Genomic DNA, 23865 nt, shown 5'->3' on the forward strand with positions numbered 1-23865 from the left:
TAGCGGATGGCGCAGATACCAAAACAGACCATTGTCCGTGTGATTGACCTCGAGACTGGTGGCAACGGTCCGCATGACGTGTGCGAAATCGGTTGGCAGGATGTGATACAAACGGACGACGGTCGCTGGCAGCTCGATCTCGAGCGCGGTTCGCTCCTGGTCAATCCAGGCCGTCCGATTTCCGCCGAAACGATGGCCGTCCACCATATCCGTGATAGCGATGTGGCGGGAGCGCCTCTATGGAAGGAAGTCGCAGCTTCGGTGCTTCAGCCCACCCGACCGGTTGTCGCGTTGGCTGCCCACCGCGCCAGTTTCGAGCAGCGTTACTGCACCCCACGCTTGACGGGGGGCGCACAATGGATCTGCACGTGGAAATGCGCGATGAGGTTATGGCCGCATCTGCAACGATTTTCGAACCAGATGCTTCGCTACCAGCGAATGCCTGAAGGCCTTATACACAAGCTAGGCCTGCCAGCTCATCGGGCTATGCCGGACGCCTACGTCACCGCGCACCATCTTCGGGACATGCTCAATGCGTCGTCAGTTGAACGGCTGCTCGCGTGGAGCGCTGAGCCGGGACTTCTGCCCCGGGTGCCATCCGGACCTGAACGCGGCAAGTCTTGGGATTTGATAGACTCTAAGGTCGTCGAGCAGTTCCTGATGGATCGTGATCGAGATGTCCGGTTTACCGCCGAAACCGAGATGGTTAGGCGAGGAACAGCATCGGTAGCTAACGTCGATAGCGAGCCGACCCAAGGCAGCTTGCTGTAATAAAATGAGCTGCCACGGCGCGGGATTGACAACGCAAAGCCATGTTGCAAGCTTGTCATTTTCCTGGAATTGCAGCAATTCAGGCTCATTCTGATGGAGACCGAGCAAGCGTCCCAACCGAGGCGGAAATTACGGTCTCGAGTAAGAGCGGTATCAAGCGGCCTTGCGTACAGTATCCCGACTGGCGAGGGAGGTCCAACTCTGGAGGAGCCTTGCTACAGCCAACTGCTTTGGAATTAGGTGGACCGGCGTATCTGCTTGCGCTTCTATGGAAGCCTCGCCTCCTCAAGCATGATCGAAAGGCAGGCCTCCGACAGCCCTTCATATTGCTGGTGTATCTGCGCATATTCCTTTCTTAGGCGGATCAGGAGCGCAAGATACTTGGCGTGCCGATCGGCAAGGCCCAAAGACTCGATTTCCGCGTCGAGGGCGGCGATCTTGTTCTTGTGCTCTTCGAGCCCTTTGGCAATTTGGTCGAAATGATCTGACAAGGTGGCCATGGTGGTCCGGTCTCATGAGACTGCGAGCAGAGCCCGTGGTGGTCAAGAAAACTCGCCAGCTCTGGGGCCGGCCAGCGTTACGTGCCACGACGATCTGCTGTTGAAATCCTGAGTCGCAAGATATGTGTAGGGCGTGCGGCGCCAGGGCTTCACGCTGTTGTTGAGGTTGTCCAGGACATAGTCGGTGCCGTCGACGCGCGCGATCAGTACGACGTGGTTCTGATCCCGAGGCCCGATGACGACAGAAAGAGCAAGCTTTGTTGCCGGAAATCCGGCGTCAATCAGCGCTTTCATCTTCGCCAAAGCGTAGTCTTCGCAATCACCTCGCCCGTTTGTCGGCAAGGTCCAGATGTCGCCTCCAACGTCATTGACCGGCGTGACGCGACGATTCACCGTTCGCGTCGCGTTTTCCAGCATCGTCATCGCGGTGCGGGGATCGACGTTGTTCCCGCCTTTTTGGCGGCATAGCCAGCTGTATTTTGCGCATGCCGATGCAAATCCTACCGGCGCTCCAACGGCGCGGGCCGCGGGTAGAAAGTCTCCCCCAAATGCCTGAATTTGCGCCGAAAAGAAGATTAGAGAAAATAGTCCAAACAGGCGAGCCATAACCGTCGTCTCGATTGCAGATGCGGTGACGATACGTGATTCGGAGTATTTTTATTAAAATATTATACTTAACTATATCTTAAGAACTATACAGGTCATCCACAGATTATTCTTCGGATTAACGCTTTGCTAATATAACAATAGCCCTTGTTAGCGATTTGTTAACTTTGGGAGATATCAACAATGATCCGCAAAGCAGCGAAGTATAGCGTCGCCGTTGCTTACCTTCTGGCAAGCAGCAGCATGGGCATGGCAGCACCTTCCGTTCTGAATTGTAAAATCGCAATTCCCGGTACCCTCGAGTATCGGCTGTGCCTGCCGACCGCTGCAGTGATGGATTCGAGTTTCGACGACGACAATGGCAATGGCGGCCAGCAGAGGAAGTCGAGCGGTGGAAAGCAGGCCTCCAACCCCGTGGCGCCTGGTGGCAGCCAGGGCGAGGGTGACGGCGAAGGAAATGGGGGCGGTTCGGGCAACGGTGGCGACACCGGCAATGGCGGTGGAGACAACGGCGGCGGCGACGATGGAAATGGCGGGGATGACGGCGGCGACCCCGGTAATGGCGGCGAAGGTCCTGGCGGAGACCATGGGCATCATCACGGCGGACATCACGGCCACCATGGCGGCGGCAAGCACGGCCATGACGGCCCCGGCAGGGGGCATGGTCACAATGGCCGTGATCGCGACCATGATCACGAAGGCGGAGGCAAACATCATGGCAACAACGGTGGCGGGAAAACTCACGACCATCAGGGCGGTGGAAGGGATGATCATCACAATGGCCCGAGCAAGGGGCGCGACCACGACGACCACGATCACGGCAAGGGCCGCGGAGATGATCATAAGGGGCGCGACAATGATAAAGATGGGCCGAAAGGCGATCGTGACGGCCGTGGGGAAAATAACAAGGATGGACGTGGCAAGGGTGATCACGACAACCACACCAAGGCTGGCGATGGCGACAAGGGCAGCCGCGGCGACGACCGTAAAGATCACGGCAAGAATAGGAACGATGGGCGCGACAAAAGCGGTGACAACGGCCAGGTAGGCTCCAAGGATCCACGGGGATCGCAGGGGAGGCCTAGGGGCAATGACCAGACGCATGGCGGAGGTCGTCCCGACAAGCGCGATGGTGGCCCGACCAGCGATGGCTCTAAGGGGTCGGACGGAAAGCAAGGTGACTCCGGCGACAAAGGCCGATCGGACCAAAACGGCTCGAACGACGACAAACCGGGTCGCGGCGGCAAGTCAAATGACGGTTCGCCTGGCACGGACTCGTCTTCGGGCAATACAAAGAACGACGGCGCGCCGGGCGGAACGGGTAGCAAGTCATCATCCGACAACAAATCTAGCGGCGATGGTGACAACCGCGGATCTAAGGGTAGCAGTGACAACAGCGGCGGCCCCAAGGGCGGCAGCGACAACGGTGGTGGCTCCAAGAGCAGCAGCGATAATGGCGGCGGCTCGAAGGGCAGCAGCGACAACGGCGGCGGTTCCAAGGGTGGCAGCGATAACGGTGGTGGCTCCAAGGGCGGCAGCGATAACGGTGGTGGCTCCAAGGGCGGCAGCGACAACGGCGGCGGTTCCAAGGGTGGCAGCGACAACGGCGGCGGCTCGAAGGGCGGCAGCGACAACGGCGGCGGTTCCAAGGGTGGCAGCGATAACGGTGGCGGTTCCAAGAGCGGCAGCGATAACGGTGGTGGCTCCAAGGGCGGCAGCGATAATGGCGGTGGCTCCAACGGCGGCAGCGATAACGGCGGTGGCTCCAAGAGCAGTAAAGATAGTGGCGGTGGGTCCAAGGGCATCGGTGATGGCGCTGGTGGCTCGAAGAGCGGCGGCCGAGGCTGAGATCAAGCTGATCGAGTGATACGCGAAAAAGGCCGACACGTTGTCGGCCTTTTTTCGTATGACGTGACAAGTTTCGGCCTGGGCTTTGCGGGAATCTGTCAAGGTCCGGAGATGGATGGGCTTTCCGTCAGACCTTTGCACCTGGTAATCAGGGGCGTAAATCCAGGTCCAAACTGCAGACGTGTCAGGTCAAGCATTGACTGCGGCCAAAAGCTGCGAAAGCTTTCTGCCATTTGACCTGCATTCAAAAAGACCATCGGCCACCGCCCTGCAATCGACGAACTTGCCCCTCAAGGCTTTAGTCATGATGACAAAAGCACGTGTTCCGCACGCAGTGCGTTTGCCGGCGTCCTCGCAAATTTTCCGACGCTCCAGCGGTTTCACACCGGCAAGAACAATCCGCATTCCATTGGCTTCGAACGTAGCTCCATCGATGATCGTGAACATGGTTCCCGCCCGAAATTTGATCGGGTAAGCATCAACGGCTTCGCGACCCGCTATCCGTTGGTAGGTCTGCTTCGAGCGATCAACCCGCACCGGGATCGATGTCCAAACGGGCTGAGCCTGCGTATCCAGAACCGTGGCTTTCACCGGACGCTCTGTGACGGCCGAAGCAGCACCCATCGCGATGAAAACAAGGCCGATCGACATGGCGATCTTTCCGGCTGCGGCAGCAAAACCGTTCATGGTGCAGAAATCTCCTACATTCTGCAGCCTAGAATGCGCCAATGATGATCCGGTTCATTCGCGCGCTAAGATTTTATCGATTGCCTGGAGCACGGGCTTCACATGCGGCGGAGAGAGATTTCTTGCCGCTACACTGGAGCATGACGACGGTCTCATCCTGCGATAAGCGTGATGCCCGGCTCGCTATAGCTTCAGAAGTCCGCGTTGCTCGCGTTAGCGTCGAAACTCAATTCGCTTCAGCGGAGGCCGCTCCTGCGCCGTAACATCGAAGCTCTCGACAAACTGAAGGATGCACCCTTTCCGGCATCCGCGGTGCCAAACTGGGATGCTATCGACACGCCCCAGACGCTCGGCGAAATCTCGACGATGGCGGATGAGGATTTCAGAAATTTCATCAATGAGTTCGATATTTTATCTGCGAAGCCGGCTGAAACTCATCTCGATGGGATTGAACCCTTACAAGTTGAAAAATGTTAAATTCGTCCGCCAATTCGTTCTTGCGCACGGGATCTAGGAGATGCGCGGAGAAACAGAAGACTTGGCTGCGCCTGCGCAGGATGGCGAGCGTCAGACGGCACAGCGCGCAGCTATGAACACTGGGCAGGCGAGTTCGCCCACACCCTAGGGAACCAAATTGACCGAATGTCCGTTCGAAGGAAATATTTTCGAATCGCGAGCGATCATGACCCGGAAACAGATAATTACCTACGTAATGCTTCTCGTCGGTTTCGGCGTCGCCGCATTTCTTCTCTATCATACGTTTCGGGAGTATTCGCTCAGCGACATTGCGAAGTCTATCAGCGAAATCCCGGTGTTTAATCTCGCGATGGCACTATTGTTCGCACTCGGCTCTTATGTCTGCCTCACCGGGTTCGACTGGGCAGGGGTCCGCTACGTCAAGAACGATCTCGCCTATCCAAAGATCGGCCTCGCTTCATTCATCGCTCTATCGATAGGTCAAAGCGTGGGGATGTCGGGGTTGAGCAGCGGAGCTCTCCGATACCGCTACTACGCGCACTGGGGGATGAGCACGGAAGATGTCGCCAAGATTGTTCTGTTGTCGGGCGTGACGGTCGGCATTGGCATGGCTATGTTGTCCGGCATTGTCATGATTTTAAATCCGGGCGACGCTGCCGGGGTCCTACGATTAGGTGAGCGCACCGTCAGGATGATCGGGATCGGGTGCATGATGACTGTCGCGGCATACTTGGTGCTGGCAGCCCTTTTGAGAGCACCGCTCAGAGTCCGCTCTTGGACGTTCCAGATGCCGACATTGAAAATCGCACTGGCACAGATCGTTATCGGTACGATCAATTTCGCTTTGGTTTCCGCATGTCTTCGCGAGGTCATGGCAGCGAATGCCGATGTCAGCTACCTGAAAGCTGCGACAGCGTTTGCGCTGGCCAATGTCGCGATCCTCATCACGCACGCGCCGGGCGGCTTGGGCGTTCTCGAAGCAACCGTGCGACACGTCATGGGCGATCAGGCGTCCATCGGATCACTCGTGGCATTCCGAGCGATTTACTTCTTCATCCCGTTCTTCATCGGGTTCCCTCTGTCGCTGACCGTCGAGGCGACATTTCGGGCACGCAAGGCAAGGATCGGTTCGGCGGCGGCGCCCGAGCCTGCTTCAGCATGATCATCGACGCCCGTTGCCCTTGGCGCGGCGACGGGCTACCAATCCCCCACAATCGCGATCACTGGGTGAGCAAGCTATCTGGACGGCCGTGATACGGATGGGTCCTGGAGCGAGCGTTGAAAGACATGTCCTCTCCAAGGGCCGCACCGTCCGATATCATCGTCGAAACAGCTATGAAATGATGCCACGCCGCCTCGGCGCAGCGTGCTTCTTTCGCATAGGGTCCTCGACTGTCACGAGTGCGATAGCCATTTCGCGCCACGTAGCGGCAAGTGGCGACGTGCGACGGCGTATCGCGAATGCGCTTCATCCTTGATGCGATCGAGGACGTCAGACCAGAACTCACCGTTTTCCGGCGGAGGACCCGGCAGCTGGGAAGCGACTGTGCCGTCGGCCTCGTGACGCGTTGCAAAACCCCACATCTGCCGATCGATTGATCGAGCGACTATCGACCAGCGCTCCTTCAGGGCCGTATCGAAACGTCGCTCTTCTCTTGTCGCCACGCGCAAGTTTAAACCAGTCCAATGCATTGACTCTGAAGATGACCCCAAAGACTGCCCTGCCGTCGTCATTCTCCGGTTCGGCGCTGGTCGGGCTGGTGGGCGCCGTATTGCCCGGTGGCCCCCAGTGTATAAGTAGCCCTCGTCCAAGACGGCAGACGGCTCCAGGCGTCCACCGCGATCTCAGTCTCCAGAGGATAGAGGAATGCGGTGCCTTGAAGTCGAAGCTGCAACCCCTTTTCGGGGTCGAACCCAAGAACGGTCGCTGAGGAGTTGTTGCCGATTTCGGTCCATTTCTGGCTTCGGATGTCGGTGTGGATTTCCGTGGTGCGCCGTTTCGGGTCCGCAGATCGCAGAACGACGAGGCGAGCCTGAGGACGATTGTCCACATCGACGGTGCAAAGGTTGACGTATCGAAAACCGGATAGAGCTTCCTTACCTACCCTTTCAAGGGCATGCCAAGTTTCTGTGTCTATTTCGGCTAGGTTCATCCGGTGAATTGTCCATATTGACGGAGTCGTCCCGACCCTAGCGCTGTCGTTGCAACCAACATCTCAGTTCGGCATCATCTCAGCATGTGTGTGGACTGTCGATGCATTAGGCAGCTCTCGTGTGGCTTCCGTCAATATCCAGGCTATGACCGCTAAAGGTATCAGCAGCTGAATTGAGCGCTGAAGAAGGCTATCTTTCCAACGAGCGATCGCCGGTCCTGAGTTCGAACCCGAGCGCCGGGATCGCTACCTGAGGATGCCTGGGATTTCGGCGCCATCTGGCCCAAAAGATCCATCAGCGCCGTTGCACCCGGTCGCATCGACTGAAGCACGGCCGTCTTGGGTTGAGCCGAAGAGTTTGCCGCCCTCGGCCAGGTCCTGGGCTTCGATCCCCGAGATGCGCATGGCGTTCTGAAACTGCTCATAGTCGATTTGACGTTTGCAGATGCGAGCCAAGGCTGCTGCCTGCGAAAGTGCCCGGGCGACGGTGAGTTGATCCTTGTCGCCCAGTATGGATTTCAATCTGTCGTATTTGGTGTCGGCGCGGACTGCCTCAGCGGATGGGCCCGCGACGACTGACAGCATCGCGAGCAGAGCTACCGCCGCGTAGGCAAATGGTTTGGCCATCCGATCTTCCTCCCGTTCCTCGTTCACATGTAGAATGGTTCGGCCCGAGCGAAAGACAACTGCAATCCCGCTTTACCGAACGCTGGGCACTGGGACCGCTGTTGAGGGCGGCTTTCCCACGGCATGTTTTTTCCACTCAATGTTGCGAAAATCGAGCTGCCAATTGTCTAAACGCGCTACCAAGTAACATTTAGCCGCAGTCATTAACTCTCGATTAACACTCCGAATGATTGTATTCGCATATTCACACAAGCTCATGACGAGCGATTCAATCCCATATCCTGAGCCCACATGACCAGCATTCGAACGAATGAGGGCGCGATTTCTGCGCTCCAAAATCTCCGATCGCTTTCTGCGAATCTATCCAACACCCAGGAGACAGTCTCGACAGGGCTCCGCATCTCAAAAGCCGCAGACAATGCAGCATATTGGTCGATCTCAACGACAATGCGATCCGATCAGCGCGCCGTTTCGGCCGTATCTGACGCCATGGGGATTGGTGCAGCGAAGGTGGATACGGCATACACGGGCATCACGTCGGTTGCGGAAATCATTTCAGACTTCAAGGCGAAAATCGTCGCTGCGAAGGAGGATGGAGTGGACAAGGCCAAGATACAGACGGAGCTGGACCAACTGAAGGCACATGTCCAGAGCATTGCTAATTCCGCAAGCTTCTCCGGGCAGAACTGGCTCATCACGGATGTCGAAGACATTCACGACGACGATATCAACAAGGTCTCTGTGGTGTCTTCTTTCGTGCGATCCTCGAACGGTTCGGTAGCGGTGAAGACATCGGACATTCACTTGTCGGAAATCTCACTGTTTAACAGCACGGGTGGCGGCCTGCTGCAACCTGACAACCGCGCCGTCTGGACGATCGGGGGAATACGTTCGTTCGACACCTTTGGCTCCTCTGCCACGGACAAGACCGCCTACTACACGGACGAGAACAGCGGCTGGATGTATCCGCGCCAAGCGGGCCCCTCGACCGGGTCTTTCTTTCTTAACAGCTTTCCTGTGGGGTCTCCTCTCGACTTCAACGCGGCGGGGGCGGAGATCAGCTTTGATCTCACACTAGACAGAGAGGCGTCGAACCCGGGCAACCTGCCCGGTGCAACGGGCAATCTGCAAGAACTCCCGGGACCCTATTATCCAGGATATTCGACCCACATTTCAATCACCAAGGCCGAAATCGATTCCTATGACCCAAGCCTCGATGGGGTGATCTCGACCAACACCCAGTTCGCGGCAGTTCTCAATTCAGTTCTCAATGCGCATGGCGCCAGCGTCGACGCGTCATACGGGATGTGGGATCCCCCTCAATCGATGCACTGGGTCCATGACCCGAAGGCGATGTCCATCCAGACTTTGGAAAGTCATGGCGACGGCTCCTATGTGGAGATATCGAACCTTGCCAGCGTGGGCGTGAGCAACGGCGGACTGAAGGAGCAATTCGACTTTGGAGCGCGGGGTTCAGGCCTTGCCCTGTCTTTCGATCCATTTGCGCTGAGTATCGACGGTGATAACAAGGATGGCGTTAGCGTTAGCTTCGATTTTTCCTACAATGGCGCAACGCCAAAGTCGTACACCTTCGACAGGACCTATGTGAATACGCTCCTCAGCAAGGAAACAGGCAAGATAGAAACCAATGCCGAGATGGCCACATTGCTGCATTCACTACTCGATGCGGACTGGCCCGACCTCGTCATCGAGGCCAGCGGGACCGATACGGTCATCATAAAGTCCGATCCTGATAAGGACAGGAAATCAGGAGCCGGCACCAATATCCAGTTCGACCATGTCCGTGTCAGCATTGAGCCATTGCCTGCGATGAGCTTTATGAAGATCGATATCGCAAAGCGACCAGAGGCGATCGATAATTACTTGAACTATCTGGAAGTCGTGGGTCAGAACGTCACCACGGCGGCGTCGATTCTGGGCTCTCTGCAGTCCAGGATCGATATGCAGTCGCAATTCTCTGCCAAGCTCTTCGACTCGATGGACAAAGGCATCGGCCTCTTGGTCGACGCTGACATGGAGGAGACCTCTTCCAGACTAAACGCGGTTCAGGTCCAACAGCAACTCGCGCTCCAAGCCCTGTCGATTGCGAATGCTAGGTCGGCCAACGTCTTGTCCTTGTTCCAATGAACCTTCAATCTCAGGTAACGGCGGCCGGCAGCGAGTGTCGGCTTGCTCTACCTCTCCTTTGCGTCTTGTCCGCAGCATTCTCGTGAGGAACCATCTGGCCGGGGAAATCGCCTCGCCGGATCAATGATTGCGGTCGTTCCAGAACCTGCGATGGCGCAATCCAGACTAGATCATGACGGAACCGAATCAGCTCCCACGCTCTGATCCGGCCTCCGCGGGCAGTCTCGCGTCACGGAAAGCTTCGAAATTCGGGTGCCCATTGATCGAATTCACGTCGAGATTGACGGCATTGCACGCTACCGACGGGCTTTTAGCGTCGATGACCTCGCTGCGTTGCTCATGAGCTCCAGCTGGCCATTTAGCGGGAAGGCGGATCTCTTTTCACCGCGCGCTCGCTTGACGCGATGTCTTTCTACGTCGAGGCAGATGTCGCCCTGATGCGCTTGTCGAAGCGGCTCATGCGGCCGGGATGAACGTGTTGCCCGACGACCGCGCTCGGTTAAAGATGGCGATCTGACAGAGAGATGCCCCGCAGGGGTAGGGCGGGGCGCACAAAGATGCAGCAGGTAGATGCAGCGAAGATTGTTTCGTTTTATAGAAAAATATAGACATAAGTTCTCTATGCAGAAATTGACAGAAGTGCGATGTTTCGGTAAAAAGAAATATTATATCACATTTTCGGTTTATGGAATGAGTATCAAAACTGAGATCGGAAGACAGGTATCAAGTTTTCGCAGGAAGCGAGGGCTGCGTATCCACGATCTTGCACAGAGAACAGGAAAGAACCCCGCTCGTATCAGCGAGCTCGAAAATGGTAAGTCCAATAGCACGGTAGACTTCCTCAACGAGATCGGAGCAGCATTGGGGCTAACGCTGATGTTCGTGCCAAATGACAGGCTTGCCGATGTGCAAGCAATAATTGGTATTCCTGACCGTCAAATAGCACCGACCTACGACATGCCGACTGTTTTCGATGAAGTATTCATCGACGACAGCGAAACCGGCAAGGAAGGCCTCGATGCTGATCGTTAACCGTGCCGGGTTGATAGGGATCACGTTCGCAGTAGCGCCAGGGAAGGAGCTGCGGGTTGGATCATTGATGCGTGAGCCATCAGGGACGGTTAGATTCTTTGTTGACGATGGTTACATCGCTCTTGGCAAGAAGCGTCCGCTTGTCAGTGTCTCATGGCGAGGTGCAAATGAGGAAGAAACCGTCGCTCGCTTGAGGGCGACGGGAGATAAGGTAATGTTTGGTGGCTCGTTACCTTCCTTCTTTCAAAACCTTCTGCCAGAGGGTGCGCTTCGGGAGCTCGTCGAGAAGGAATTCGGTGCTGGAGCGTTTGACAATTTCGATGTGTTGGCAAAACTAGGCGAGGACTTGCCCGGCGCGCTGATTGCTCGCCTGGAGGCAGGCAGTCCAGCGCTTGCGGCGCGAGTAGACAAGCAACCGGCGACCAAACCTGCTCCTTCTGAAGAGATCAGATTCTCGCTTGCAGGTGTGCAGCTGAAATTCTCAGCGACAAATCGGGCTGCGTTGACAATCCCTGCGAAATCCGGAGAGGGCCACCTCATACTCAAGACCCCATCTCCCCAGCACGCATTTCTTCCAGAAGCGGAGTGGACCGCGCTAAAACTTGCTGCAGCCGTCGGCGTGCGCGTTGCGAACGCGAATTTGATTGCACACGAGCAGATAGACGGAATCCCTGCCGAGTATCTGTTAAAAGGCCAGCTCTCTCTTTCCCTCGAGAGATTTGACCGGGGACCAGAGGGGCAACGAATACAGTCCGAAGACTTTGCCCAGATTGTCGGCGCGATGGGGGATCAGAAATATACCAAGGCCAATGAGGCAACCGTCATGAACATCGTTCAGCGGTTTTGCTACGACGGCAGGGGTGAGCTTCTTGAGAGCGTACGGCGTATCGTGGTCAATTTGCTGCTTGGAAACGGTGATGCTCACTTGAAAAACTGGTCATTCTTGTATCCCCGGAGCGGAGAAATATCTCTGACGCCCGCCTATGATATCGTGCCGACGTTCCTTTATGGTGATGCGAAGATGGCCCTGGAATTTGGAGGTACGAAAGATCCGAATCTAATCGGATTACGCAAGTTCGAGCGGGCGGCGGGTGCGCTCAAGGTCGCACCAAAGGTGATAATTGATCAAGTCATCGAAACCGTTCGAAAAGCGGTGCACGCTTGGCCAGCGATAATTGACGAAGCGCCCTTACCCTCTGAAATGAAGGGCAAACTTCTTTCTCGCTTGTCCACACTCTCCCTCGTGAGAGAGGTTGTTTCAGCGTAGCCAAAACTCGCCGATCAGATGAGGTGATGATTTGCGCTGAAAGCTGACGCCGGACTGCGGGAGACTTCTCAGTGCAAATCCCAGGTCAGCCTTCTGGGGACCGATTGGTGCACTTAGCAACGAGGTGGGCCCGGCGGGAGTGCGTTCCAATGCACGCGGCCATCGCGGATCGCATCCACGTCAACCTGATTCTCGCTTCACTTGATTGCAAGGAGAGAGTGGAGTGCGATCGGCCCTCGGCATCGTTCTGAACCCAACCGGCCGATTTGCGCTCCATCCGCGGCGTGTAGTCCCTAGTGGCGGCTTCCGGAAGGCTTAATCCGTTTTGCCAAGGTGTGGTGTCAGAGGGCTCGTTGCATGGTGCTTGCCACGGCATGTTGCGTTGCCGTGCCTCACCCCGCCCGATATCTGCCGCCGCTACGCGTCGGGCGGGGTGAAGATCATGAATTTGCCGTCAGTGGCGTTTTTTTTACTTAAGCCAGCTGCTGGAAATGCTTAAGGCTAAGACAGTTGAGCGAGGACAGCGGTGATGGCGCATAATATTAGCAATAGATAATATATGAATTGCCAAACACGAACAACTCAAGAACGTGTTGCGAACGCGAGATACAATCTGAGGGGTTATTCATTCGGCGGTCTTTTGCCCTTGAGGTGTCGAGGCGTTGCGCCGTGATCGGTTGCCGACGAAAATCTCATCCAGAACCGACAACATCTTGAGAACGCGAGGATCGCGCGTTGCGTAGTAAATCGTCTGGGCGCTCCGTCTCGTGGAGACCAATTTGTCGTGCCGAAGCTTGGAGAGATGCTGGGATAGCGCTGATTGCGAAAGCTCAACATACTGCTCAAGATCGCCCACGGATGTTTCGCCTCTCGACAACGCCAGCAAGATCTTTAACCGGTTGGGATTGGCCATAGCGGAAAGAAGAGCGGCTTTCTTTTCAGCCAATATCTCGTTTTCGTCGCTCAAACTGACGCCTTCCGTAAGGGGATGTACCGCAATTGCGGCTAGCGATAATCTACCTGCTGCAAAAACGAAAGCAACCAAAGATCATTGTTGAGGTCCGCGGTTCGCGCTGAGAGTTATTCGCTTAACGATGCCAAGCACTTGGGCTTGACGTTAATGAGCTGAACATCTTGAAGCTTGGCGCAACGCTGGCGTGGACGAGAACCCGCACCGGTGCGTCGAAATGGAGGCAGCAATGTCGGTCAATGACCTGAATGACCTTCGATACTTCACCGCTGTTGTCGCCCATGGCGGCTATTCGGCTGCTAGCCGCAGCCTTGGCATTGCAAGATCGAAACTCAGTGTTCGCGTCCAGAAGCTTGAGGATGAGCTAAGCGCGCGGCTGATAGAGCGCTCAACGCGCAATTTTCGCGTAACGGAGATCGGAAGAGATTTCTATGAACGCTGCGTCGCGATCCTGCAGGCCGCCGAGGACGCGAGAAATGCAGTCATCAGCGCGCAGGCGCGGCCGCAGGGGCTTGTCCGGCTAGGATGTCCGATGCCATTCGTTGATCTCGTCGTCACCCGGACGGTACAAAATTTTCTCAAGCGCTATCCGGATGTTTCCGTTCAGGTGGTCGGAACTGAGCACAATAGTGATCTTGTCGGTGAGGGGATCGATGTGGAAATCCGTTCGAACCGCACGCGTGAAACGCAATCCAGCATCGTCATGCGGCGTTTGGGCAAGGCGTCCTCGGTCCTGGTTGCCAGCCCGGACTTCCTGCAAAGGGCTGGCCCTATTGCCTCGATTTCTGAACTCGAACAGGCTCCTTTGTTGACGGCGACTAGCCTCAATGATGAGGAACACCTGCAGATGTCTGGCCCAAACAACGAAGTTGCGATTGTCAGGAAAAGGGCTCGCCTTGCTTGCAGAAGTATTCCCGCTGTCATGGCGGCGTTGCGCTCAGGTCTCGGTGTTGCAATATTGCCGGAGGTCACCTGCCGTGACGATCTTGCGGCCGGGCGGCTTGTCCGGATCCTTCCCGATTGGAGCCCGGCGGACGCCGAGATCTATCTTGCCTTTCCGACCCGCAAGGGAAATTCCCCAGCCGCCCGTGCGCTAATCGACTTCTTCGTTGAAAATACTGAATAGACGGCCATCAGGCCCAAAAATCCGGGTATCCGGCTTAAGCCGAACGGCCAAGGTGATTTTAGCCTCCCAGATATTAGATAGTGATGGCGCAATGGATGCACGTGGCGTTCGTTCCAGGCGTCTTCGTGCAGGTTGAGGGATAACTGAAACAACGAGCAACTTATGACGGGCGAACCTAGTGGCATCCGCGATCATATTCTTAAGACGATCGACACCATGGAAAATCTTGGGTCGTCGCACGAATATGGCGTTCGCAAGCAATTTAACAGAATGATTGGCGACCAGTACGAAGCATTGATTGCCGTCAGTGCATCGGAACTCCGCGAGATGGCGGGAGAGCCATCGGACGAAATGTGGGTACCGTGATGAGGCGGCTGATCGTATCTGAGGTTCTGACAAGTCTGATTGTTTTGACGATGCTCATCGGTTTCGTCCTTTATGACCACGCCGAGCCCGTTGGCTTCCTGTCGATCTGGTAAGATCAGCGGTATATTGATGGTGCCGGCGCGTCGCATCGCTCCAGCCATCCTACAATGTTGGGTGCGTTTTTCCGACCGTTGGTTGTCGGCCGGATGATCGCAAATGAACAGCATAATCGGCGGCTTGAAAGCCTGTACGAAAGGCGCAGTTCTTTCGCGACGTTCCCTCGCGCCGCGCGAGTCGGGCACCTTAACCTTACCTGATAAGCTTACCGGCAGGATCAGTTTGATCCTTCCTGCCGAAATTGCTTGTCTTCGCAGACAAAACAGGGGACGTCGACAATGAGAGAAAAACTGGAGATCGTCGGTGCGGTTACCGCCATCATCATGGTCATCGGCGGATTCTGGGGCGGCTTGGCCTATCTGGTGCTTTGACCGACAATTAGGAAGCTCTCTCGGAGCGACTGGCCGGCAGCAGAGGCAGCGGCTATCCGCTTAACGGCTTTACAGTCAAGTTGACAACTATCAGCACTGCGACCGGAACGGCGGGTTTGCCCATTTCCGTGCCGGGATAACCCTCGATAAGGTTTGATCTATCTGGTCGAGCGAAGCAAGCCATTGCGGGTCCGCATCAAGCATGCAGACTATCATCACGGTGAGGATCGCCGTCCCTCGCGCGCCGCTCCTCCTCGCCCATTTGCGTTTGCACGGCCTTCAATTCACGTTATTCACATAATCATTTCGGATGAATTGATTACCCCCAACGGGTCTGCAAAGGTTCAGCCGACCGTTCGTGTGCTGTTTTTGTAATGCGTAAGTAACCGTACATGGCGCGATCGGGCTGGTATGGCCCAACCGATAGTGGAGTTCGGCTAAGCTCATTTCGGTCCACATAGGACACCCGAGGTGCGCCTATTCTGCCCTCCTGATCGAGACCCGCCCTATTAACCCCAGGGCGGGTCTTTCTCGTTGGAAGGGCGCAACGTACCAACGACGCGATCGTCGCGGCCAAACGACAGTGGTGGCCTCATAAGGCACCGTGCTGCGCCTGCCGAGAGACGTTGATTGCCCTATCGACAGACCGAGCGTCGCGCTAAACGCTCCCGTTCCTGGGCAAGAGCATGCCCCGGCTCCATCCGCAGAAAGCGCGAGATTTCCAAGCCAGATACCGTCAAACTCTGTCGCCACTCTGATGTTGCGCAAACGCTCGACCGCGACGGAAGGTTTCCTCTGCCGTCAAAGCGTGCTAGTCAAGACTCAAAGACGGACCCGTTTTCTGACATGCCGGCAGCCGACATTGTAAATCAGCGATTTGGGCGGCTCGTGGCGGTTTCGCGTGCCGAAAATGCCGGCAAGCACACGCGATGGAATTTTCGCTGCGATTGTGGTGGTGAACTTACCGCGTTTCTCGAGCCTGTTCGTTCTGGCCGAACGCGGAGCTGCGGGTGCCTGCGCGCCGAGGCAAACCGGCAGCGATCATTCAAGCATGGCCACCGTTGCGGATATGCGGCGACGCCGACGTTCAAGGCCTACCAGGGCATGAAAGGCAAATGCCTCAATCCCAACGATCGCTGCTATGCCAATTACGGCGGCGCCGGCGTAACGATCGATCAGCGCTGGATCAACTCGTTTGAAACCTTTCTGGCAGATCTCGGAAAGCGTCCGAAAGGCGCCGTCTTGCGCCGGACCGACCTGAGCAAGCCATTTGGGCCCGGCAATTGCCGGTGGGCGCGCAAGCGCCGCACGAAGAAACTGGAGCCTGTCTGGTTCGTCGAAAACGGCAAGCGCTTTTCCGTGACGTCGTTTGCAAAGCGCGTGGGTATCGACCCCCGCAAATTGCGTGATCGGATGGCCGAGTTTGGGGAAACACCCGCAGACGCCGCGCAGGCGATAAACCCAAGCCGGCCGGGCGAACCCGTCCCCCAGATCGACTACCGCTTACGTCAAGGCTTGCAGTTTCGCGAGAATCCTTAACGCCTCGATCCGGTCGGGCTCCCAGAAGGTGAGGGCGATCGTGCGGGGCGTTTCCGACGATAATGAAAAAGCCTCATGATTAAGCCCGATTTCGGCCAGGCGCCCGCGTAGAACAAACCTGTCCCTGATAAGACCGCCAAGGGGATTTTCGACGATATACTGTGTTGCTTCCAGCATGTTACCCTCCAATTGCTCTTGGAGGAGATAGCGGACAGCCGCGGCGTGGTTCAAATATAACCCGCTGTTAATATTAAGTTGCAAGGTAAACGCTAGGACGCAGCCAGTATGGCGAGGTCTGATATCACGTCAGGGAGAAGCGCGGCTTGCGGAATGCGGGTCCGACCAAGTAGATCGCTCCCGCAATCAGGGACAGATGGCAAAGTGGCACTAGATGCCAGATCGACCATCCCCCGTATACGACAGCAAACACCACGAACCCTGCCGAGACGAATGGCGCGACAAATATCGATGCCAGAAATACCGCCGTGACGGTAACGGCGAAGATCGAATGGACGATTTGGTAGAGCCCGGCGCGCATGACCCGATTCGATACAATAGTTTGCTCCCGATGTCTTGCCCCATATTGGGGTAAAAGGCCGGATTATCACGCGAAACCATACCGACCCGCATTCACACCAGGATGACATGGCGTATTGTGTCGTTGCGCTCGTGCAAGAGAGGTGTCTCAAAACGGCTGGGCTTTCACCCGAATTTAAACCTATTGCGAACTGCTTGTGGAGCGGAGAACGCCGCGCTTGGAGCGACTCAGCTGCGCGTTCCAAGTTGCTTCGCCGCCTCGCGGCAGGAGCCCGCTGACCCCCGCTTGACGCGCGGCGGGCTCCGCATTTGATCCGTGTCAAAACGATAGCCGGCCTCAGTAGTTTGTCAGCTCCTCGTTTCAGACGCTAGGTTCAGGTGTACCTCCTTGCCAGACATAATCGTGCGCCATCGACATTTCACCTGACCGTGCGCAACCTTCTGATCGATGCGTCCGCTGTGAAAGAGACCGGAATAAACGAGGTCGCCTTCGGACAAGATTCGCTTGCTAGTCATTATGCCGTCCAAGCGGCTCGATTGACTCTGCGCGTTGGACATCCGACAACATGTTCGCATTTAAAGGGAGAAAACCGATGGCCGACGAGATTACCCAGAACCCTGCTGCCGCCGACACGGCGGCTGTTGCTCCGATTGCATCTGCTCCTGAAAAGAAGAAGCGTGCTCCCCGTACGCCTAAGGTTGCGCCCAGTGCTGCTCCTGTCGCAGCTGCCACGACCGGAAGAGGGCGCAAGAGCGCCGCCGTAAAGGCTGACGAGACCAAGCCAGATGCCCAGCCTGTGGTACGCCGTAGAGGCAAAGCCAAGGTGGAGGGTCCAAAGGTTGATGGGCGCAAGCGCGCTGCGGCACAGACTGCAGCGACGGTCGCGATTTCTTCCGCCGCCGATGAGATGACCGAACTCCTGAAACTTGAAGACGAGAACAAGCGCCTGCGCAAGCAGCTCGGTGACAAGCTCCGCGCCGAAAATGTCGACCTTCGCAAGAAGCTCGGCGTCAAGTAATTACCAGCGACGGCGGTTGCTCAGTCTGCCGCCGATCCTAGATCCCTAAGGTCTGGCAACCGGGTTCGCGCCGCGGCCCCGGCTGCAATGTGTTCGGGGTATATCACATGAAATCACCATGGAAACTTCTGGGCCAGTTCATCTCGCGCCGCGATGCGAACAGGGAGAGCGGCGAAGAACATCTCGCACTGGATGAGGATCCTGCCGGCAAGACGGTGCAGGCTCCTGCGTCGCCACAGACCCTGGTCGACCTTCAGCCCACCTTGAGCAACAGCGGCATCGACGAGGATCGTTCTGCGGGGAATGCGTCAGCTGTTAGTGATGGGACAGAGACTGGCAAGACGCCATTGGCAGTAACCGCTGGCGAGGCAACGCCGCCGCCCCCGGTCAGGCAGCCACAGCAAAAGGCTCGTGTGCCAGGCAGAAGGGCTCAACAGCCGCAAGCCAATACCGCCGAATCGGGCGCGCCGCCTGCAAATAAATCGACCACGCCGCCGGTTTCCAGGCCGGCCAAGCGCTCCAAATTATGGGCTGGCGTTGAACCGCTGAAAGCTGAACCGGCTTTGGTTTCCGAAGCTGCCGAGCTGGATGACGAGATCAGACAATTGAGGCGCCAGTTGGCTGCCAAGTTGCGCGCGCAGAACGAACAGCTTAAGGCGATGCATGCGCGTTTTACACGCGGCTGATGGACCCGAACACGTGACATAGGAATGACATGAGAAGACAACAGCGAGCCTTCGTTGTCGAAGTAAGGCAATCGCGCCGCCGAACCCGTGGCACAAAAGCCTCCATCTGGAGCGGCACTGACCTTGAGGCGCTGACGCGCGAAACTGAAGCGGACAGGGGCGAGGAGCAGGCGCCTGCTGTTTCAGCCAAGACCTTGCCCCAAGTGGTTCCATCCGATCATCGCGACAGGTCCGTGTCTTTAGAAGGCAATGCAAAGCAAGCATTGAGTTTACCAGCTGAAGCAGAGGCACGAGAGACACAGCGCGAGGCTTTAGCGTATGGCACCGCTCAAACCGATAGTGCCGCCCGGGTTGTCCATACCGTTGCTGCCGCCAAACAGCCCGGCAAGCCAGAACGTGTTTCGCGATCGCCGGTCCGGCAGCGACGCGAAAAACAGCTTGCCGTCCTGCGTGCGGACGAACTTTCCGAACTCGAAGCAGAGAACTATCGCCTGCGGCAGATGCTGCATGCGCGGCTGATTACGGAAAACGCAGAGCTTCGGGGAAGGCTCGCGCGGTTCAACACCTGAAATTCGCTCGATATTAAAAGGCCGTGTCCAGTTCGTCCGAGCGAAGCGAGTTTTGCAAGTCGAGGTGAGAAAAACCAATCAATTGGCGGAAGTCCCTGTATTGCGACTTCCATCCTCTCTCCGCCGGGAATGGCGCGCTCATAGGTCGTCACCGCTTGGGAGGTGAAGGGCTTTAAGGCCCGCTCATTCTGTCAAATATGATGGCGGCCCGGCCCTTGAAAGCTGCCCGGTCGGGTCGCATTTTAAGAGAAGCATTTCCAATCGCTTCCAAGCGAGGCACACTGCAGGAGCCGGTCGTGATTCCGTGCTGCGTGCGACCGATGCAAGTCACTTCTCGAACTTTACGAGGTGGGTGTTGACGCAGTTTTTCGAGACAACTCAGGGCATCATGGTGATCGGCGCAATCATCGGAGCGGGCGGTTATGCGGCCGGTTCGATTGTGCCGAGCGCGTTACGATGGGCGCGTGGAGGGCGCAGACGCGTCGAGAAGGCGGCCGCCCGCAGGTCCGCGATGCTGACCGTCCTTGCTTTGGACGATTTCGTTGGCGCCGCTTACGCCGCAGCCAACGACGAGCCGGAGTTCAACCCGGTTAACGAGGGTGAATTCGTCTTTCACACTCCCGACCCCATTCTTGCGCTGCCTCCGGCTCAAGATATCATGTTGCTCGGAGACGAGTTTTTCAACGAGACCCTGTGGCTTTCCAACCGCGTCGCCAACCTTGGGAACGCGCTGGAAAGTCTCGATCTCTCGAGCCCCGGTTTCGACAGCTTCTTTGAACGTCGCCAGGAAGGCTATGCGGTTCTAGCCGCAAAGGCGATGGATCTTATTGAACGAATGTGCGCCGAGTTTGAACTCCATCTTCCGGAGAAGCCCGACTATTATCAGCAGCGCGAGGGGTTGGCATCGGTCGTGCAGGCGGCTGGCGAACGGCGATTGCGAGCTAAACCAATTTCCGGTCCGCTTCCGGCCAACGGATCCAATGTCACGCAGCTCTTCCCCACGACAGTCGACGAGGGCTCGACGCCGGGTGTCGGCGGCTAGAGGAACGACATTCCGGTAACGTTGCAAAGCACCATCTGGCAGGCTTCGAGTGTTCATCTGCCGGTCAATCCTGTTCAGTTTGCCGCAAAACAGCGCAACTCTGATTAATTGATTTCCGTTGCCCGTGGCGCCCCGAGTTAGGAAACAATGTTGACGTCCTCATGATAAAGGACGCCAGCCATCACGTGAGTTTCGTTCGACAGGTTAAGACAGAGCTACTGTGACGGCTGTAGAACAGCAGCGTCCAACATGGCAGATGCCTGGACGAGATGGGAGCTTGTTCATTTGCCCGGACAAGCATCGCCACAGCAGCGAGGGCAACGTATCCGGGCTTGTTGGTCGAGGCGCTGCGCGCCGCATGTACGCGGGTGCTCTGCGTCTGTCGGATGAGCAAAACGGCCTTAGCGTAAATCTCCCGTCTTGGAGTTTTCCTGAATACCAATCGCCGCCTCCTGTCCAACGGTGCCAGGCTGCCCTGCATGTCTTTGTCGGCTGACGGTTTACTCTCGACGAAATCTGTCAAAAGGACGATTGGCGAGTTCGTCCCCAATTCCACACCGACCACCTTCAAGCGAAAAAAGCTTCTAGGCTAAGAGACGCTTGTTCTATTTATGTTCTTGAAACTCAGGCCCGTCTATGTTTGAAAAGCACTCCCATTTCCCTAAGGTGGCGCCATGGACACAGGACAATCGATTCGACCGCCGCAGAAGCAATCGGGCGCGTATTTCACGCCGGATGACATCGCGGCCGCCCTGGTGCGTTGGGCGCTTCATCATGACGACGATCGGCTGCTTGATCCATCCTGTGGCGATGGCAACTTCCTTGTCCACCACCGCAATTCCGTCGGCATCGAGCAGGACTTCGTCTCAGCGCGCTCTGCCATGGACCGCGCTCCCTGGGCGCTCGTGCACGAGGGCGATTTCTTCACCTGGGCGGCCGAGACGTCCGAACGCTTCGAGTGTGCAGCCGGCAATCCGCCATTCATCCGCTACCAGACATTCAAAGGCGACATGCGCAAACGCGCTCTCGCCCATTGCTTAGCGAATGGCGCACGCTTCAGCGGCCTGACATCATCATGGGCGCCGTTCTTGGTGTCGACAGCTACGCTTTTGAAGGCCGGCGGCCGTCTGGCTTTTGTCGTGCCGGCCGAGATCGGCCACGCACCATATGCTGCGCCGCTGATCGAGTATCTCGTCGCCTCGTTCCGGCAGGTGAAAATCGTCGCCGTGCGCGAGAAGCTCTTCCCGCAACTGTCCGAAGATTGCTGGCTTCTATATGCTGACGGCTTCGGCGAAAAGACCGATCGCATCGAACTGTCAATCGTAGATCGGTATCGTCCAGCCGCGCAACCGCCCGCGGCAACAACCTTTGTCGACGTCGGAGAGTGGCGTTCTGTATGGAATAGCAGACTGCGACCCTACCTGATGTCGGAAGAGGTAAGAGGGATTTATCAGGCAGCCGGGGTTGATCCGGATAGCCGTCGGTTTTCGGAATTCGCGGCCGTTGGGATTGGTTATGTCAGCGGCGACAACGATTTCTTCCACCTGAAACCGTCCCTGGCTGAGAAACTCGGGATCCCGTCACAGTTCCTGAAGCCCTCGGTGCGCAACGCGCGTTCGCTCCCGAAAGATGCTATCACCCCGTCTACGGTGACGGACTGGCAGGCCAATGACCAGGCAATGCTGCTGCTCAAGATCGGCCGCGGACAGGAAGTGCCGGCCACAGTCAGGCGCTATCTCAATAGCAATCCTGGTCGCGAAGCCCGGCAAGCCTATAAATGCCGGGTGAGGGACCCATGGTATTCGGTTCCCGATGTCCAGGAACCCGATTACATCCTTCAGTACATGTCGGGACGCGCAGCGAGCCTGGTCAAGAACGACGCAGGTGTTACCTGCACAAACAGTGTCCACGCTGTCAGGCTGCGCGACCGTAAGCTCGCAGCGAAACTCCTCCCCTCGTGGGAGACACCTTTTGTTCGGTTGAGCTGCGAAATTGAAGGCCACGCGCTTGGAGGTGGAATGCTGAAGCTGGAGCCGCGTGAAGCCGGCAACATTCTCTTTCCGGCTGGTCGCTTGATCGGAAAAAAGTCTGCCGAGGCGATCTCTGATTCCATCCAGACGCTTCAGCGCTGGAGACACTATGTCGACTGAAGTCGAGGGGAATGTCTGCCGCTGGACGACTGAAGCCGACGCGCTCAGGGAATTCGCAGAGTTCTCAGGCAAGACGCAGAGTGCCAGCCACATTAAGCCTCTGCATTGGTATGTTGCCTGTCGGCTTGTCCTTGAAGGCGGTTTCGATCCGGTCGACATCACACCGCGGCCGCCGTTTAGGGTAGAACGCAGATCTGGCCGCGCGCCTATTCTCCACTACGATCCATCTGTCGCTGGCGGCGGTGAACGGACGGTGCTCGGCGGCCTGAAAACCAAGAACGTCGATGTCGTCGTGACCAGAGAAGGGATCGGCCCGGTTCTGGCTGTCTCATGCAAGGGCGTAACCGGCGCGTTCCGTAACCTGACCAATCGCATGGAAGAGACGATCGGCGAATGCACCAACCTGCATATCACCTATCCGGCTCTCGTCCTCGGCTATCTCGTCCTGCTGCGGGCAAACCGACAGACGGAACGCGCGCTTGATGTCGCTGCCGAAGCTGTTGATGACGTCAGCAATGAGACCGCCCCGGGAAAGGCCTTGGCGGCCAACGACATCGCGATTGCAATCGGCGGCGAGCCGGTCGCCGGGATCGTCCGCTTCCACAATGCGCTGCGCGAGCTCGTCGGGCGCCGTGGCATCCGTGACGATGTCAGCCGCTATGAAGCAATTGGTTTCGGCCTGGTCGAAATGGAAGGCCCCACCAAGAACAAGCTTTTCGAACCTTTCCCCCCTGAAACCAGCCCGCTTGCGACGACCAGTTTCTTCGAGACACTCTATCTCCGTTACGACGAGCGCTTCGTTACCAGCGCGCCAGATCTAAGCCGCGTGACACGTAGGCTTGAGTGGAATATCAGTTCGCCGGCTTTGATGCAGATCGACAATCAGACGTATGGCGCCAGAACCGCTGTGTAGTGGTGCTCCGCGGCGCTAAGCTATATCGGTTTAAAAAAGGGAAGGTCGCCCTCCTCAAGATTGTAAAAGGGCGGATTGTTCGTGAACTTCAGCTGCTGCCCAGCAAAGCGAATGAATGTCGCCGATATCAGATCTGCGCGAATACTCGATTGTAGAAAGCATCATAGCCTGCACCACAAGCCGCTTCAGATAGGTGGAGTTCTTCGCCTTCGTGCTTAGACTATTTCAGACTGAGCGGCCGGCCAAAAAGCCTGTGGGGAATCGGAGCCGGGGATTTCTTCGCGACTTCACCGCTCGGCGGCAGCAAGCCGATCGAGGAATTCAAGGCTAACCTTTTGCCGTCG

24 protein-coding genes are annotated in these 23865 nt (G+C 56.9%); 16 read left to right on the forward strand and 8 right to left on the reverse strand.

Annotated features, from left to right (window positions below):
- The first annotated feature begins 6 nt into the window (after positions 1 to 6).
- Entirely contained in the window at positions 7 to 771 is a 765-nt protein-coding gene (locus AC1DNK_RS26765) for a 3'-5' exonuclease (protein WP_477944124.1), read from the forward strand.
- 266 nt (positions 772 to 1037) lie between these two features.
- On the opposite strand, the gene AC1DNK_RS26770 is transcribed toward AC1DNK_RS26765, so the two are convergent.
- Positions 1038 to 1271, reverse strand: coding sequence for a hypothetical protein (locus tag AC1DNK_RS26770; protein ID WP_477944125.1), 234 nt, complete (start codon positions 1269 to 1271; stop codon positions 1038 to 1040).
- Between the two features lie 42 nt (positions 1272 to 1313).
- Positions 1314 to 1877, reverse strand: a complete 564-nt coding sequence (locus AC1DNK_RS26775; RefSeq protein ID WP_477944126.1) for a transglutaminase-like cysteine peptidase — start codon at positions 1875 to 1877, stop codon at positions 1314 to 1316.
- A 183-nt stretch (positions 1878 to 2060) separates the two neighbouring features.
- On the opposite strand from AC1DNK_RS26775, the gene AC1DNK_RS26780 reads away from it, so the two are divergent.
- On the forward strand, positions 2061 to 3725 hold the full coding sequence (locus AC1DNK_RS26780; RefSeq protein WP_477944127.1) for a hypothetical protein: 1665 nt from the start codon (positions 2061 to 2063) through the stop codon (positions 3723 to 3725).
- Between the two features lie 189 nt (positions 3726 to 3914).
- Here the strand turns inward: AC1DNK_RS26780 and AC1DNK_RS26785 are convergent, their stop codons facing one another.
- Positions 3915 to 4412, reverse strand: a complete 498-nt coding sequence (locus tag AC1DNK_RS26785; RefSeq protein WP_477944128.1) for a hypothetical protein — start codon at positions 4410 to 4412, stop codon at positions 3915 to 3917.
- Positions 4413 to 4616: 204 nt separating this feature from the next.
- On the opposite strand from AC1DNK_RS26785, the gene AC1DNK_RS26790 reads away from it, so the two are divergent.
- Both AC1DNK_RS26790 and AC1DNK_RS26795 read left to right on the forward strand, forming a co-directional pair.
- Entirely contained in the window at positions 4617 to 4889 is a 273-nt protein-coding gene (locus AC1DNK_RS26790; protein ID WP_477944129.1) for a hypothetical protein, read from the forward strand.
- 157 nt (positions 4890 to 5046) lie between these two features.
- Positions 5047 to 6051 carry a lysylphosphatidylglycerol synthase transmembrane domain-containing protein gene (locus tag AC1DNK_RS26795; RefSeq protein WP_477944130.1) on the forward strand — a complete coding sequence of 335 codons (1005 nt, stop codon included), beginning with the start codon at positions 5047 to 5049 and terminating at the stop codon, positions 6049 to 6051.
- Positions 6052 to 6619: 568 nt separating this feature from the next.
- Here the strand turns inward: AC1DNK_RS26795 and AC1DNK_RS26800 are convergent.
- Together AC1DNK_RS26800 and AC1DNK_RS26805 are read right to left on the reverse strand one after the other, a co-directional pair.
- Positions 6620 to 7042: a pyridoxamine 5'-phosphate oxidase family protein gene (locus tag AC1DNK_RS26800; RefSeq protein WP_477944131.1), complete on the reverse strand. Its 423-nt coding sequence runs from the start codon at positions 7040 to 7042 to the stop codon at positions 6620 to 6622.
- A 246-nt stretch (positions 7043 to 7288) separates the two neighbouring features.
- Positions 7289 to 7669 (reverse strand): hypothetical protein, encoded by a 381-nt coding sequence (locus AC1DNK_RS26805; RefSeq protein WP_477944132.1) that lies wholly within the window; start codon positions 7667 to 7669, stop codon positions 7289 to 7291.
- Between the two features lie 291 nt (positions 7670 to 7960).
- Between AC1DNK_RS26805 and AC1DNK_RS26810 the strand changes: the two genes are divergently transcribed.
- The 3 genes from AC1DNK_RS26810 (at position 7961) to AC1DNK_RS26820 (ending at position 12116) form a co-directional block, all read left to right on the forward strand.
- On the forward strand, positions 7961 to 9817 hold the full coding sequence (locus AC1DNK_RS26810) for a flagellin N-terminal helical domain-containing protein (RefSeq protein WP_477944133.1): 1857 nt from the start codon (positions 7961 to 7963) through the stop codon (positions 9815 to 9817).
- A gap of 621 nt (positions 9818 to 10438) precedes the next feature.
- On the forward strand, positions 10439 to 10849 hold the full coding sequence (locus AC1DNK_RS26815; RefSeq protein WP_477944134.1) for a helix-turn-helix domain-containing protein: 411 nt from the start codon (positions 10439 to 10441) through the stop codon (positions 10847 to 10849).
- Positions 10836 to 12116: a type II toxin-antitoxin system HipA family toxin gene (locus AC1DNK_RS26820; protein WP_477944135.1), complete on the forward strand. Its 1281-nt coding sequence runs from the start codon at positions 10836 to 10838 to the stop codon at positions 12114 to 12116. Before AC1DNK_RS26815 ends, AC1DNK_RS26820 begins: the two co-directional genes overlap by 14 nt.
- A 625-nt stretch (positions 12117 to 12741) precedes the next feature.
- Here AC1DNK_RS26820 and AC1DNK_RS26825 read toward each other — a convergent pair.
- The gene (locus AC1DNK_RS26825) at positions 12742 to 13029 is read right to left on the reverse strand and encodes an ArsR/SmtB family transcription factor (RefSeq protein ID WP_477944155.1); all 288 of its coding nucleotides are present in this window, start codon (positions 13027 to 13029) and stop codon (positions 12742 to 12744) included.
- A 286-nt stretch (positions 13030 to 13315) separates the two neighbouring features.
- Between AC1DNK_RS26825 and AC1DNK_RS26830 the strand changes: the two genes are divergently transcribed.
- The 3 genes from AC1DNK_RS26830 to AC1DNK_RS26840 all read left to right on the forward strand — a co-directional run bounded on the left by AC1DNK_RS26830 (position 13316) and on the right by AC1DNK_RS26840 (position 16605).
- Positions 13316 to 14212, forward strand: coding sequence for a LysR substrate-binding domain-containing protein (locus AC1DNK_RS26830; RefSeq protein WP_477944136.1), 897 nt, complete (start codon positions 13316 to 13318; stop codon positions 14210 to 14212).
- Between the two features lie 162 nt (positions 14213 to 14374).
- On the forward strand, positions 14375 to 14578 hold the full coding sequence (locus AC1DNK_RS26835) for a hypothetical protein (protein WP_477944137.1): 204 nt from the start codon (positions 14375 to 14377) through the stop codon (positions 14576 to 14578).
- Positions 14579 to 15912: 1334 nt separating this feature from the next.
- Positions 15913 to 16605, forward strand: coding sequence for a hypothetical protein (locus AC1DNK_RS26840; protein ID WP_477944138.1), 693 nt, complete (start codon positions 15913 to 15915; stop codon positions 16603 to 16605).
- Here AC1DNK_RS26840 and AC1DNK_RS26845 read toward each other — a convergent pair.
- Together AC1DNK_RS26845 and AC1DNK_RS26850 are read right to left on the reverse strand one after the other, a co-directional pair.
- The gene (locus AC1DNK_RS26845; RefSeq protein WP_477944139.1) at positions 16570 to 16782 is read right to left on the reverse strand and encodes a hypothetical protein; all 213 of its coding nucleotides are present in this window, start codon (positions 16780 to 16782) and stop codon (positions 16570 to 16572) included. The two genes, AC1DNK_RS26840 and AC1DNK_RS26845, sit on opposite strands and share 36 nt — an antisense overlap.
- Positions 16783 to 16906: 124 nt before the next feature.
- Positions 16907 to 17143, reverse strand: a complete 237-nt coding sequence (locus AC1DNK_RS26850) for a hypothetical protein (protein WP_477944140.1) — start codon at positions 17141 to 17143, stop codon at positions 16907 to 16909.
- Between the two features lie 592 nt (positions 17144 to 17735).
- Here AC1DNK_RS26850 and AC1DNK_RS26855 point away from each other — a divergent pair.
- The 6 genes from AC1DNK_RS26855 to AC1DNK_RS26880 all read left to right on the forward strand — a co-directional run bounded on the left by AC1DNK_RS26855 (position 17736) and on the right by AC1DNK_RS26880 (position 23521).
- Entirely contained in the window at positions 17736 to 18161 is a 426-nt protein-coding gene (locus AC1DNK_RS26855; RefSeq protein WP_477944141.1) for a hypothetical protein, read from the forward strand.
- Between the two features lie 107 nt (positions 18162 to 18268).
- The gene (locus tag AC1DNK_RS26860) at positions 18269 to 18847 is read left to right on the forward strand and encodes a hypothetical protein (protein WP_477944142.1); all 579 of its coding nucleotides are present in this window, start codon (positions 18269 to 18271) and stop codon (positions 18845 to 18847) included.
- A 29-nt stretch (positions 18848 to 18876) separates the two neighbouring features.
- On the forward strand, positions 18877 to 19416 hold the full coding sequence (locus tag AC1DNK_RS26865; RefSeq protein ID WP_477944143.1) for a hypothetical protein: 540 nt from the start codon (positions 18877 to 18879) through the stop codon (positions 19414 to 19416).
- Between the two features lie 355 nt (positions 19417 to 19771).
- Positions 19772 to 20458: a hypothetical protein gene (locus AC1DNK_RS26870; RefSeq protein WP_477944144.1), complete on the forward strand. Its 687-nt coding sequence runs from the start codon at positions 19772 to 19774 to the stop codon at positions 20456 to 20458.
- Positions 20459 to 21132: 674 nt separating this feature from the next.
- Complete coding sequence (locus tag AC1DNK_RS26875; protein ID WP_477944145.1) at positions 21133 to 22608, forward strand: N-6 DNA methylase; 1476 nt, start codon at positions 21133 to 21135, stop codon at positions 22606 to 22608.
- Positions 22598 to 23521, forward strand: a complete 924-nt coding sequence (locus AC1DNK_RS26880) for a hypothetical protein (protein ID WP_477944146.1) — start codon at positions 22598 to 22600, stop codon at positions 23519 to 23521. Before AC1DNK_RS26875 ends, AC1DNK_RS26880 begins: the two co-directional genes overlap by 11 nt.
- The last annotated feature ends 344 nt before the right edge of the window (positions 23522 to 23865 follow it).

It is taken from the genome of Rhizobium sp. 01N424, from assembly GCF_056399485.1.